This window comes from Xanthobacter oligotrophicus, from assembly GCF_008364685.1.
GTDB lineage: Bacteria > Pseudomonadota > Alphaproteobacteria > Rhizobiales > Xanthobacteraceae > Xanthobacter > Xanthobacter oligotrophicus.
In genome coordinates, this window is the sequence record NZ_VTTL01000001.1 from 361319 (window position 1) to 374636 (window position 13318).

Below are 13318 nucleotides of genomic sequence, written 5' to 3' on the forward strand. Positions count from 1 at the left end.
CTCCCTCACGGGAGCGCGGATCGAAACGGAGCAGGGCCATGAGCATCACGGGCACATTGAAGTCGCTCCCTCACGGGAGCGCGGATCGAAACGCCTCGATCTTGCGGGCGCCGTGCTGGATCGTGGTGTCGCTCCCTCACGGGAGCGCGGATCGAAACGAGGTGCTCTCGGGCTCGATCATCGGCGGATAGCGTCGCTCCCTCACGGGAGCGCGGATCGAAACTACGGCGAGCCGGGGGTGGTCGAGGATTTGGCCGTCGCTCCCTCACGGGAGCGCGGATCGAAACCCGCACCGCGATGAGGGCTGCGGCCGGGTCGTGGTCGCTCCCTCACGGGAGCGCGGATCGAAACGTTTTCCCCGGCCCCGAACCTGTGACCCCCGCCATGTCGCTCCCTCACGGGAGCGCGGATCGAAACGCGATCAGGGTCGCAATTTTATGGCGACGGGCGCGTCGCTCCCTCACGGGAGCGCGGATCGAAACGACGGAAACCGTAAATCAGCGGATGGCGCATTGGTCGCTCCCTCACGGGAGCGCGGATCGAAACTCCGACATCTGCGGCGGCCTTGCCGTCCTCGCCAGGTCGCTCCCTCACGGGAGCGCGGATCGAAACGCTTTGACCGAGGACCAGAAGACGACGGTGGCAGGTCGCTCCCTCACGGGAGCGCGGATCGAAACCATATGGAACTAACCCGTCTTGTGGACGGGGTGCGTCGCTCCCTCACGGGAGCGCGGATCGAAACACATGAAGTGGATCGCGAAGGGGTACGGCGAAGTGGTCGCTCCCTCACGGGAGCGCGGATCGAAACAGCCTCACGGACGGCGCGACGGTCGGTCAGGCTCGTCGCTCCCTCACGGGAGCGCGGATCGAAACACAGTCTGTTTTTGGGCGAGCATGAAGACGGCCTGCGTCGCTCCCTCACGGGAGCGCGGATCGAAACCTCACCAAGGACCCGGAGTGGCACGGCCCGGATGGTCGCTCCCTCACGGGAGCGCGGATCGAAACGCCAAGATCGTCGCCGTGGTCATCAAGGCGGCCTCGTCGCTCCCTCACGGGAGCGCGGATCGAAACATGAGCACCGTCGTCCGGTACAACAACAATGGTGGTCGCTCCCTCATGGGAGCGCGGAGCGCGCTCTAGAACACCAGGGGGCCGTCCAGGTCCAGCGACGGCTTTGCCCCCACGTGTTCGACCCGCCGGCGCCCGTCGGCACCGAGACGGTAGAAGCGCAGGCTGTCTGCGGCGGGATCGATCTCGCTGACGAGGCGCGCGCGCAGGGCGGTCCACTGGGCCGGATCCACCTCGCATTCAAAGACCGAGTTCTGGACCCGCTGGCCGAAGTCGAGACAGGCGCGGGCCACGCGTCGCAACCGGCGGCGGCCGGCGCGATCCTCGGTGCTTACGTCATAGGTGACCAGCATCAGCATGGCAGCTCACTTCCAGATGAAGCCCGGATAGCCGTCGAGGTCGCCGCGCATGTGGCGGGCCAGAAGCTGCGCCTGCACATGCGCAAGAAGGCCGAAGGGCAGGTCCTCGCCGAGGAAGGGATGGCGCAGCGTATCGCGCTTGCGCTCCTGCCAGGCCACCAGCACCGCCCTGCGGGCATCATCGGCGAGGCGCACGCCGCCGGCTTCCTCCATCACGAAGTCGGACGGGGCGAGCTGGCGGCGGTTGACGAGGCTCAGGGCCAGGCGATCGGCGAGCACCGGGCGCAGTTCTTCCATCAGGTCAAGGGCGAGGCTCGCCCGGCCGGGCCGGTCGGCGTGCAGCAGGCCCACCTGCGGGTCCAGGCCATGGGCCTCCAGCGCCGAGCGGCAATCATGGCCCAACATGGCATAGAGGAAGGACAAGAGTGCATTCATGCGGTCGAGGGGCGGGCGGCGGGAGCGACCGGAAAAGGCGAAGGCCGGTTCGCCACCGCGCACCAGATGGTTGAACACGCCGAAATAAATGCTGGCGGCCTCGCCTTCGAGCCCACGCAGGATCGCCACATCGCCGGCGGCGAGGGTGCGACGCGCAATGTCGGTGAGGCGCTCGTCCGCGGCGCGAAGGGCCGCCAGGGCGTCCTCGGCCAGGGTGCCGGCGTGGTCGCGCACCGCGCGCCGCACCACGGTGCGCTGGTTCGCGGTCTTGGCCGCAACGATGCCGCGCACGATGGGCACCGTGCGCGCCGCGTCGTCCGCGAGGCGATATTGCGCCCGGCGCAGGAGCACGTTGCCGGTGCGCCGGCCTTCCACGCGGGCGAGGAAGCGCCCGTTGGGCTCCAGGTGGGATACGGTGATGCCGGCTTCGGCGCAGGCGGCGAGCAGGGCGGGCGAGGCGCCGGGCCGGCCGAAGGTGACGACCCCTTCGATCATGTGGAGGGGCGCGCGGCCGCGCTCGACGCCCTCCACTTCCACCACCAGGTTTTCGCCGTCCTTGCGCAACCAGGCGGCCTCGGCCGTCACATAGATGGTGTTCAGCATCCGGCGCATGGGCGCTCCGTCAGGCCGGCCGCCCCTGGCCGGCGGCGAGATGGTTTTTTCCAAGACCCAGCGCGGGGCTGGGGCGAACGGCCCATGAGGCAAGCTCATCGGCCGTTGGTGTCAGTCCCCGATCTGGCGTGACAGCCAGCCGAGGACGGAGGGCGGTTGCGACAGGCTGTCCGGCGCGCACAGGGATTGAAGGGAGCATCGGCGGCAGGCGGGCATGGCGACCGGCGCGGGCGTGCGACCGGCCGCGATCATGGCCCGCGCCTCGGCTGCGACGCGGGCGGTGAGCGCGCGCAGCTCCGCGTCGAACACCACCGGATGGCGCCGCCGCGGCTGGCCGTAGAACAGGGCCCCGTCCGGGACCTCAATGCCGAACATCTCTTCCAGGCAGATGGCCTGGGCGCACAGCTGCACCTCGTCCGCCCGATGGGCCTTGGGCTTGCCCCGCTTGTATTCCACCGGAAAGGGACGCCCGGCGCCCCCCTCCCCTTTTCCGGCGTCCTTGCCTGCGCCCAGAAACTCCACCACGTCCGCCTTGCCCGAGACCCCGAGCGCGAAGGAGCGCAAGGCGAGGCCCCGGGCGATACGAACGCCCGGACGCTTCTCGCCGCGGCCGCCGTCCGCCTTCTCATGCAGCAGGCGCCCTTCCGCCGTGGCCGCGTCCTCCGCCCAGAGCTGCTCCACATGGATGAGCGCGCACTGGCGCGGGCAGAACAGATAGTGCTGAAGCGCCGAAAGCGGGATCAGCGCGTCCTCCGCGGCAGCGTCAGGAGGCGGGACGGCTGGGAGCTGGACGGCCATGGATGCCCCTCACCGCTCGATGATCTCCACCCCCGCCGGCAGCCCCTCGCGGTCGATGGTGATGGCATAGTCCTCGAAGGCGCGGGCGGGCGGCCAGTTGTCGGTGGCCTCGTCGTCCACGGCGTGCTGCGATCCCTTGTGCACGCGCCAGGTCTTCACCCGCGCGAACAGGTCCTGCGCCTTGGCATTGCCAAGGGCGGAGGCGTGGCGGAAGACGATCAGCTTGCGCGTTGACATCTCGCCGCGGGATGCGGAATGGTCGTGCTCGAACATGTCGTCGAGCGCCTCGAACAGCAGTTCGAGGTCGGCGTCCGAGAAGCCCGTGCCCTTGGCCGGATGGGAAGCGAGCGGGGCCGAGACGAAGCCGTGGGCGCGATAGAGACCGTAGGGCACGATGTGCTTGCGGCCCATGGTGCGCCCGCCCTTGGCCTCGGCATCCGCTTCGGTCGTAGCGGCGAGGCGGGTGATGGAGACTTCGAGCGGCAGCACCGGCTCCACCGAGCGGGCGAAGGCGATCTGGACCGGCCCGCGCACCTGGCCGCAGTTCACGCCGGTGGTCATCACCGCGCCGAAGGTGCGGATGTCCCAGAAATTGGCGCACATCCAGCGGGTCAGCGCCTGCGCCTTGTCGGCCTCCTTCGGCCCCTTCTTCAGGTCTTCGGCCTTGGTGACATCGGGCATCAGCGCGGACCAGGCCCGCTTGTGCTCGGTGTTGAGGGTGGCGCCGTCCCGCATGTAGATTTCATGTCCCGGCTGGTCGTCCTTCGCCAGCGCCACGTAATTGCGGATCTTGCGCTTCAGGCAGACGTCGGAGACGAGGCCCAGATTGGTCTCGGGGTCGAGGCGCGGCAGGTTGCCGGCATCGGGATCGCCGTTGGGATTGCCGTTCGTGACATCGAAATAGAGCACGAATTCGTGCCGGCGCGTCAGCGCGGTCATGGTCAGTCTTCCCCGTTGGTGTCGGCGGCGATGGCCTCGATCTCGGCAGCGGCGGCCGGCGTCGCGGAATGGCCCCGGCGCTGGTGGTAGTAGCCGAGCACGAAGCGGCCCTGCGCCTCCAGCTTCAGCGCCCGCGGCAGGTGGCCGGGCAGGCGGTTGGTGATCTCCTCGATCTCCCGTTCCAGCCAGCCGCCCTTGCGCTCCTTGCGCAGCTTGCCGAGATGGTTCTGCACCCCCCGCAGCAGCAGCGGGAAGACGCTGGCGGGGGTTGCCGACGCGGCGCCGAAATAGCGGTCGCGGATGGTGGCGTTGACCCTGCCGAGGGCAAGGTACTGGGCCGTCTCCATCGCCGCGAACAGCCGGCCCAATTGGTAGGCCTCGCTTGGATTTTCCCTATCGAGACTCACAGGTGGATCCTCCGGGATCTGCGTGTCATGGGCCGGCTCGGAACCGGCGGCAGCGTCTTTGCCGCGCGCGCGGCGCCGGACGGCTTTCTCACGCGCAAGCACGGCCTTGATGGCCGCCGCGTGCCAGCCGCTGCCGGGATCATCGCCCGCCCGCAGCCGTCCGATGGTGGCGGCGAGCCAAGTGCGCGGATAAGGCGTGCCGGACAGCACCGCGCGCGCCAGTTCCCCGGCGAGCAAGGGCGGGATGTTGTCGAACTTCTCCTGCAGCGCCGTGGTCTTCACCAGCAGGCGCTGGATCGACGGCGGGGTGCGCCACGGCACGGGCTCGATGGACAGATGCGCGTGATGCTCCGCGAGGCGCTCGACGAAGGCGGAGAAGTCGTCGGTGAGCCAGAAGCGCACGGACAGGCGCGCCGCGTTGGGCGCGAGGCCCAGCACGTGGAAGCGCGTGCCCGGCTGCACCTGCGGGAAGGCGTCCACGGTCGGCCGGCCCTTGGCCAGAAGGGCGAGGGCATCGCGCACTTTCGCCGCCTCGGTCTCGTCGCCGGGCGGCTCGAACAGCGAGAAGATGGCGTCTTCCGCAGCCGCGGCAGAGGCCTCCCCGACGCCGGACGCATCGGCCCAGAAGACCACGGTGGCATCGCCGATCTTGATCCGGTTGCCGGACGCGGCGCGGTCGAGCAGCCGGTTGAGGGCCTCGCCGTAGCGGAAGGCCGCCTCCTGCGAGGTCGGGGCGTTGTCGCCCTGCTCCTTGCCGTAGGAGGTGAAGGCATCGAGGTTGAACGAGACCAGCGCGGCCCCGGAGGACTGGGCGCCATCCACGCCCTTGATGCTGGGATGCAGGCGCTGCGCGGCCGCCCGCTGGCCGGTCACCAGACAGAACGCCTGCGCTTCCCCCGCCGCTGGCGGCCCCGCGAGAAGCGCCTTCGCCGCCGGCCGCTCGTGCAGGAAACGATGCTCTCCCTTCAGCCGAAACACGATGTTGGCGTCCAGCATCTCCGGGGTGAACGGGTCCGCGTCGAAGCGCGCGGGATCCCACCCCTCCAGGAAGCGGCCGAGGGCTTGGAGGCCGGCATCATTGCCGCCGGCGACAAGCTCCAGGTGCCGCGCCTTGAAGGCCGCATGCTCCTGCGCCGTGCGCTTGCCTTCCGCAGCCGTGCGCCCCAGCACATAGGCCGTCTTGTCCCAGAACAGGTTGGGCTGGATGCCGGCAGTGCGCTTCACCGCCGCCGGCACGCCCAAGAGGCGCGGCACCGCCTTCTTCCCCTTCGCCTCGCGCAGATCCAGCACGGCCGACGGCTCGCCGCTCTCCGACAGCTCGATGACGAAGCTGATCTTCTCGCGGGAGAAGCCGGGCGCCTCCACTTCCCCGCGCTCGGCCATGCGGCCGTAATAGGCGTTCAGCGCCTGCAGGATGGTCACTGCGCCAGCCCCTCGGCAAGGCCGGCCCTTACGTCCAGGACGCCGTCCGTCAGGCGCGCGCGGAAGAAGCGGGAGGTCTTGTCGTTGGCGAAATCGATGTCGTGCAGCATCCAGCCCAGGTCCCGGTTCTTCTGGTCGTCCGGCAGCCGGCTGTCGGGCAAAGGCGCGCCTTCCGGGAGGAGATCGAAATCGGCGGCGAATTCCCGCGTGCCGAGGCAGGGGCGATGGAAGCACTGGCCCGCCTCCGCCCGCCGGTTGAACATGGAGAGGTGCTTGGCCGGCGTATCGTCGGCCCCGGCCCTGCCGGTCAGCTCGAAATGGGCCTCGATCACATAGTCCACATCCACCAGCAGGGTGGTCGCCCGTTGCTGGCGATTGTCCTCCACCACAAGGCCCAGGCCCGCCGTGGTGCCCGCGCGCATGGCGCGTTCGGCGAGGCTGGCGCTGGCCTTGGCCCCCACCTCGTTGCGGCGGAAGGACTGGAAGCGGATGGGCTCCAGAACGTGGATGCGGTCCACCACCCACAGGATGGCCGGCTTCCAGTGGATAGCCTCCAGGATGCCCCGGGCGGCGGAAGGGGTCATCACGTCATAAGAGACGCGTTCAACCTTCATCTCCGGTCTGGTGAAGCAGGCACGCGGTCCCCACACCCGCAGCCGGACGCCATAGGACATCGGATCCCCCCGAATCGCCACAACCAGAAGTGCATCACATCAGATGAAACACCTCACCTCAACTCTCGCTGCGGCATCCGCACAGAAAAGCTGCCGAACCCGAGGGTCCGGCAGCCATTCTTCATGCAGCCATTCTTCATATCGATAGCCACTCCAACTAGGTTTCGATCCACGCCATACGGCGACTACGTTATTATTGGCTCCCATTCGACTTCGACATAAAACCAGCCCGCCGACACTCGCAAACGCCAAGATCGACGCTTTCGCATCTCAGCCTCCATCCTGCCAACGCACCCAGAAAGCCCTATTGCGGCGAAGCTGTCAATGCATTTTCTTCCTAGTAGTTGTTGCTATATGTGTATTCTCCCTACGAGATGATATTCGCTTCCACATTCCTAAGGGTGGTGTTTTTCAGGTTTACACCCATGTCCGGGTCGTAAAGATCAAGGCCCTCGAACCGCAGCACATCGTCCCCAAGGTTCCGGTGCACCGGCCGCAGGACCTTCGCCGCCAGCCATTCGTTGCGGGCGGCGCGGGGGATCGGCACCATGTATTGCTGGAGCCGGCGCAGGTCGCCGCCACTCGGCTGCTCCATGGCGGCGATGCGGTCGAGGAGAAGCTTCGCGTCATCGTCTTCGGCGTCCGCCCGCCACGGCACGACCACGGAGACCATCGTCTCCTCGATGAGCCGGAAGGCCTCGGCGATAGAGCGGAACGGGAAGGCCCCGTCCGCCGCCCGCTCGCGGATGGCCCGCAGGATGCCGGGCCGCCCTGCCACCTCCGCCGTGTCGAACGCCTCCGGCCCCTTCTGCCAGTAAAGCTCGCGGAAATAGGCCCGGACCGCATCAAGGCCGAGCGGATCGTCGGATGCCGCGAGAATGGGCGCCGCGGCCTGCCAGCGCAGGCGCACGTCGCGCGCGCCGGTGGCCGCCTCGGGCTGGAACACCACCACGCGGCCGCTCGCCCGCCGCCCCTCCCGATTGCAGCGGCCCGCCGCCTGCGCGATGCTCTCCAGGCCCGCCGCCGCGCGCCAGACCTCCGGAAAATCCACGTCCACCCCCGCCTCGATCAGGGAGGTGGCGACGAGCCGCACCGGCCGGCCCGCCGCCAGATCGGACCGGACCTGCGACAGCACCGCCCGGCGATGGCGCGGGCACATGAGCGTGGTCAAATGCAGGGCGCCCGGCAGCTGGCGGATGGCGCCATAAAGCTCTTGCGCATGGGCGCGGCTGTTGACGATGCACAGCATCTGCGGCTGGGCGGTGAAACGATCGGCGACGACGCCGTCCGCCACCGGCGCGACAAGGGTCTCCACCTCCACCCGCTTCAGCGCGGCGTAGAGGCGCTCCGGGTCCGGCGCCAGTTCCCGGTCGTCGCCCAGCTCGAAGCCGCCGGTGAAGTGGTCCTTGGCCCGCAGCGCCGGCTGGGTGGCGGTGCACAGCACCACGCTGGTGCGGTAGTGGCGCGCCAGCTCGTCGAGGGCCGCCATACAGGGCCGCAGGAGCGTGAGCGGCAGGGTCTGCGCCTCGTCCAGCACCACCACGCTGCCGGCGATGTTGTGGAGCTTGCGGCAGCGGGAGGTCCGGTTCGCGAACAGGCTCTCGAAGAACTGTACCGCCGTCGTCACCACGATGGGCACGTCCCAGTTCTCCGCCGCCCGGCGCAGGCGGGTGAGGCCGTCGGCGCCCTCCCGGTCGGCGCCGGCGGCCGTGACCGCCTCGTCCCAGTCGAAGCTCGCGTGATGCTCCAGAATGTCGTCCCGCGTGCCGAGGGCGTGGCGGAACACCTGCGCCGTCTGCTCGATGATGGATGTGAACGGAATGACATAGATGACCCGCCGCAGGCCGTGCCGCACCGCATGCTCCAGGGCGAAGGACAGGGAGGCCAGGGTCTTGCCCCCGCCGGTGGGCACGGTGAGGCTGAACAGGCCCGGCGGCAGCGCCGCCTTCGCCGTCGCATGGGCGAGGATTTCCGCCCGCAGCGCGTTGAGCGGCGTGTCCGGCGCGCCGGCACCTAGGCGCTGCATATGCTCGGTCAGGCGCTGGTGCAGGACCGCCAGCGGCAGGTGCCCGCCGCGCGCCACGTCGTCGTCCTGAGCCTGCGCATAAAAGGCCTCGGTCGCCAGGAAGTCGGCATCCACCAGGCAGGAAAACAGCATGCGGATGAGGAAGCTCAAGGTGAAACCCTGCGGTCCGCGTCGTTCGAATGCACGGCCTGGAGCAAGGGCGGCGGGCGGCGGGAGGGGCCCCACGAGTTGCTCCCACCGCGCGGGCAGGCTTTCCCCTGCCCGCTTCAACCGCTCCTGCAGGTCGATGCCGTCCGCGAGGCCAGCATGGTGGGCGGCGATGATCGCCGAAAGAATGCTGCCGTAGGAGCGGTCGTAGGTCTGGCGCGCCAGGACCGCGCCGGCCGTGGAGTGATCACCCCCGACCGGCTGGTCGCCCCGGATATAGGACTGGAACTGCGGGGAGAGCTTGCCGAGATCGTGCAGCAGCCCGGACATCCGCGCCACCTCGGCCCACCCGAAGGGGTCGGCAAAGGCGGCGGCGCCGTCCGCCACCTCCAGCAGGTGCTGCTCAAGCGGCTCCCACGGCCGGTCGATTTCCGGCGGCAGGGAATGGGCGAACACATCCGCGAATGCGCCCGTCATCTTGTGATCCATCGCGCCGAATCCCACCCCAATCCAGCAAAGACCGGCAGGTTGCCCGGGTGATCGCCAGATTGCGATGACAAACCCGCCCAAGCCGCAAACGCGCCGCGCCGGGGACAGCTGCCGGCCGCGGGCGATTGACCCCCACATCCTCAATCCCCGCTTGACAGGCGGCCTCCCTGATCAATAATCAGATTGTCGGACAAACAGAATAACGACGCTCGAAGAGGCGCCGAGGGTGTCCGCGGGGAGGAAAGACATGGCGATGAAACGGTTTTGCGCGGGCCTCGTCGGCGCTGCGCTGCTGGTGGCGGCCGGCACGGCGGCGGCACAGGTGCCGGCGCGGGGCATCAAGGTCGGCGTGCTCACCGATCTCAGCGGCGTCTACACCGATCTCGTGGGGCAAGGCTCCATCGAAGCGGCGAAGATGGCGGTGGAGGATTTCGGCGGCACCATCGACGGCAAGCCCATCACCATCGTTTCGGCCGACGGCCAGAACAAGGCGGATGTGGGCGCCTCCATCGCCCGGCGCTGGATCGACGAAGACAATGTGGACGTGATCGTGGACGTGCCCAACACGGCCATCGCCCTCGCGGTGCAGGAGATCACCCGCGCCAAGAACAAGGTGCTGCTGAACACCGGCGCCGGCTCCACGGTCTTCACCAACAAGGCCTGCTCGCCCACCTCGTTCCACTGGGTCTATGATTCCTACGCCATGGCCAATGGCACCGCCCGCTCGGTGGTCGCCGAGGGCGGCGACAGCTGGTACTTCCTGACAGCCGACTACGCCTTCGGCCAGTCGCTGGAGCGGGACGCTTCCGAGATCGTCCGCGCCAATGGCGGCAAGGTGCTCGGCTCGGTGCGCCATCCGCTGAGCAATTCGGATTTCTCGTCCTTCCTGCTGCAGGCCCAGGCCTCCGGGGCGAAAGTCATCGCATTCGCCAACGGCGGGGCGGACCTTATCAATTCCATCAAGCAGGCCCATGAATTCGGCATCGGCGGCGACAAGCAGCGCCTCGCGGCCATGGTCATCTTCATCACCGACATCCACGCCCTCGGCCTCACCCAGGCGCAGGGCCTGCTGCTGACCACCGGCTTCTACTGGGACATGGATGCGCAGAACCGCGCCTGGTCGGAGCGCTGGGCCAAGCGCATGGGCGGCCGCAAGCCCACCATGCTGCATGCCGGCGTCTATTCGGCGGTGCTGCATTTCCTGCGCTCGGCCAAGGCCGCCAACTCGGTTGAGGGCAATGTGGTCGCCGACAAGATGCGCGAACTGCCCATCGACGACTTCTTCGCCCGCAACGGCTCCATCCGCCCCGACGGCCGCATGATCCACGACATGTATCTGGCGCAGGTGAAGACCCCGGCCGAATCCAAGGGGCCGTGGGATTACCTGAAGATCGTCCGCACCATTCCCGCGGCGGACGCCTTCCAACCCCTGTCGCGCAGCGAATGCCCGCTGGTGAAGAAATGAACGGCCGGCCGGGGAGCGTCCGCGCGTCCCGGCTCTCCCGCACGCAACACGACCGCCTTCCCGATCCGCTCGGGACACGCTCCCGGCCGCCTTTGACGCGAGGATCCATGTCGCCTGTCGCACCCACGCCTGTCGCAGCCCCATCGGCGCCGGCCACCGCAGGTTTCGATGCCGAAGCGCTGGCGGGCCATCTCGCCGCGCTCGTGCCGGGCTTCCGCGGGCCGGTGGAGGTGGCGCCCATCTCCGGCGGGCAGTCCAACCCCACCTTCTTCGTGGACAGTCCCAGCCACCGGCTGGTGCTGCGCAAGCAGCCGGGCGGGCCCGTACTGCCCTCGGCCCATGCGGTGGACCGCGAGCACCGCATCCAGCACGCCCTCGCCGACAGCGACGTGCCGGTGCCGCGTATGGTGCATTTCTGCGCCGATCCCTCGGTCATCGGCACGCCCTTCTATGTGATGGAGCGGCTGGACGGCCGGGTGTTCGGCGATTGCGGCCTCGCCGCCGCGCCGGTGGACGAGCGCAAGGCCATGTACCGCAGCGCCGCCCACATGCTGGCGCGGCTCCATGGGGTGGATTGGCGCGCCGTGGGGCTCGGCGACTATGGCCGGCCCGATGGCTATTTCGAGCGGCAGGTGGCGCGCTGGACCCGCCAGTGGCAGCAATCCCGCACCCGCGAGCTGGCGGAGGTGGACGCGCTCATCGACTGGCTGCCGCGCCACTTCCCCGCCTCCGGCGCGCCCACCATCGCCCACGGGGATTTTCGCATCGGCAACCTCATGTTCCACCCCGTGGAGCCGCGGGTGATCGCGGTGCTCGACTGGGAACTCTCCACCATCGGCGATCCCATGGCGGACGTGGCCCATTTCGGCGTCACCTGGGACACGCGGCCGGAGGAATATGGCGGCCTCAGGGGCACCGACCTTGCCGCGCAGGGCCTGCCGGAGCGCGAGGATTTCCTCAACTGGTATGGCGCCGCCGGCGGCCGGGCGGAGGATTTCGCCCCCTTCCACCGGGTGTTCGCCCTGTTCCGCTTCGCCGTGATCTTCGAGGGCATCGCCGCCCGCGCCAGGAACGGCAACGCCGCATCCGAAGGCGCCGAAAGCGTCGGCCGCCTGTCCGAGAACTACGCGCGCCGCGCCGTCGAACTCATCACCGCGGGCGCCGCCTGAGGCCCGCCTGCGGGAACAAGGAAGACAACAGATGGATTTCGCTTACTCCGACAAGGTCGAGGGCCTGCGCACCCGCGTCAGCGATTTCATGGCGGCGCACGTGCTGCCGGCCAACACCCAGTGGCACCGCGAGGTGGAGGCGGGCCGCTATCCCCTCGACCTGATCGAGCGGCTGAAGGCGAAAGCCTATTCCGAGGGCCTGTGGAACCTGTTCCTGCCGGCGTTGAAGGACGACGAGCCGGGCACGCGCCTCACGAATCTGGAATATGCCCCGCTGGCGGAAATCATGGGCCGCATTCCGTGGGCGGCGGAAGTGTTCAACTGCAACGCGCCGGACACGGGGAACATGGAGATCCTCCACATGTTCGCCACGCCCGCCCAGCGTGAGCAATGGCTCGCGCCGCTGCTGGAAGGGCGCATCCGCTCCTGCGTCGGCATCACCGAGCCGGACACAGCCTCCTCCGACCCCACCAATCTTCAGACCACCATCCTGCGCGACGGCAACGACTACGTCATCAACGGGCGCAAGTGGTTCACCACCGGCGCCAAGCACCCCAACAACCGCTTCGTGATCGTGATGGGCCTGTCCGATCCGCGCCCCGAGGCCGATCCCCACGCCCGCCATTCCATGGTCATCGTGCCGTTCGACGCCCCCGGCGTGCGGCTGGTACGGGATGTGCCCATCATGCACCACCATGCGCCGGAGGGGCATTGCGAGGTGCTGTTCCGCGACGTACGGGTGCCGGCGGAAAATCTCCTCGGGCAGGAGGGACAGGGCTTCGCGCTGGCGCAGGCGCGGCTCGGGCCGGGGCGCGTGCATCACTGCATGCGCACCATCGGCCAGTGCGAGCTGGCGCTGGAGCTGCTGATGGAACGCGCGCTGGAGCGCCGCACCTTCGGCCGCCACTTGTCGGACCACGCCAACATCCAGGACTGGATCGCCCAGTCCCGCATCGAGATCGACCAGTTGCGCCTGCATGTGCTGCGCGCCGCATGGCTCATGGACAAGGCCGGCAACCAGGCCGCGCGCATCGAGGTGTCCGCCATCAAGGTGGCGGCAGCGCGGGTGCAGACGCAGGTGGTGGACCGCGCCATCCAGGTGTTCGGCGCCATGGGCCTCACCCCCGACACGCCGCTGTCCTATCTGTGGACCTGGGGCCGGGCCATGCGCTTCATCGACGGGCCGGACGAGGTGCACCTTCGCAGCATCGCCCGCGACGAGCTGAAGAAGGCCAAGGCCCGGCGCGGCAGCACCACCGCCTATCTCGTCACCCCCAGCGCCCATCAGGCGTGATCGCAGAAAGGGTC

General features: G+C 68.8%; 10 protein-coding genes and 1 CRISPR repeat array (1 of these 11 only partly in view). Of the genes, 3 read left to right on the plus strand and 7 right to left on the minus strand.

The annotated features are described in order from the left end of the window. A CRISPR array of direct repeats spans positions 1–1136; the repeat unit is 31 nt; unit sequence GTCGCTCCCTCACGGGAGCGCGGATCGAAAC; it begins 3136 nt to the left of the window's first position. The 7 genes from cas2 to FZ033_RS01610 form a co-directional block, all read right to left on the minus strand. Further along, a complete protein-coding gene (cas2, locus tag FZ033_RS01580) occupies positions 1137–1427 on the minus strand; it encodes a CRISPR-associated endonuclease Cas2 (protein ID WP_149574415.1) in 291 nt (96 codons plus the stop codon). It abuts the feature before it with no gap. 6 nt (positions 1428–1433) lie between these two features. Next, entirely contained in the window at positions 1434–2474 is a 1041-nt protein-coding gene (cas1c, locus tag FZ033_RS01585) for a type I-C CRISPR-associated endonuclease Cas1c (RefSeq protein ID WP_149574416.1), read from the minus strand. Between the two features lie 111 nt (positions 2475–2585). Then, the gene (gene cas4, locus FZ033_RS01590) at positions 2586–3272 is read right to left on the minus strand and encodes a CRISPR-associated protein Cas4 (RefSeq protein ID WP_149574417.1); all 687 of its coding nucleotides are present in this window, start codon (positions 3270–3272) and stop codon (positions 2586–2588) included. A gap of 9 nt (positions 3273–3281) precedes the next feature. Beyond that, complete coding sequence (cas7c, locus tag FZ033_RS01595; RefSeq protein ID WP_149574418.1) at positions 3282–4211, minus strand: type I-C CRISPR-associated protein Cas7/Csd2; 930 nt, start codon at positions 4209–4211, stop codon at positions 3282–3284. A 2-nt stretch (positions 4212–4213) separates the two neighbouring features. Continuing rightward, positions 4214–6040 (minus strand): type I-C CRISPR-associated protein Cas8c/Csd1, encoded by a 1827-nt coding sequence (cas8c, locus tag FZ033_RS01600; protein WP_149574419.1) that lies wholly within the window; start codon positions 6038–6040, stop codon positions 4214–4216. Beyond that, positions 6037–6714, minus strand: a complete 678-nt coding sequence (cas5c, locus tag FZ033_RS01605) for a type I-C CRISPR-associated protein Cas5c (RefSeq protein ID WP_149574420.1) — start codon at positions 6712–6714, stop codon at positions 6037–6039. Before cas5c ends, cas8c begins: the two co-directional genes overlap by 4 nt. Positions 6715–7081: 367 nt before the next feature. Continuing rightward, positions 7082–9364, minus strand: a complete 2283-nt coding sequence (locus FZ033_RS01610) for a CRISPR-associated endonuclease Cas3'' (protein WP_149574421.1) — start codon at positions 9362–9364, stop codon at positions 7082–7084. A gap of 259 nt (positions 9365–9623) precedes the next feature. Here FZ033_RS01610 and FZ033_RS01615 point away from each other — a divergent pair, with 259 nt between their 5' ends. From FZ033_RS01615 to FZ033_RS01625, 3 genes are all read left to right on the plus strand, one after another. After that, positions 9624–10841: an ABC transporter substrate-binding protein gene (locus FZ033_RS01615; RefSeq protein WP_149574422.1), complete on the plus strand. Its 1218-nt coding sequence runs from the start codon at positions 9624–9626 to the stop codon at positions 10839–10841. A 107-nt stretch (positions 10842–10948) separates the two neighbouring features. Continuing rightward, positions 10949–12010 (plus strand): phosphotransferase family protein, encoded by a 1062-nt coding sequence (locus FZ033_RS01620; protein WP_149574423.1) that lies wholly within the window; start codon positions 10949–10951, stop codon positions 12008–12010. A 31-nt stretch (positions 12011–12041) separates the two neighbouring features. Beyond that, a complete protein-coding gene (locus FZ033_RS01625) occupies positions 12042–13304 on the plus strand; it encodes an acyl-CoA dehydrogenase family protein (RefSeq protein ID WP_149574424.1) in 1263 nt (420 codons plus the stop codon). The last annotated feature ends 14 nt before the right edge of the window (positions 13305–13318 follow it).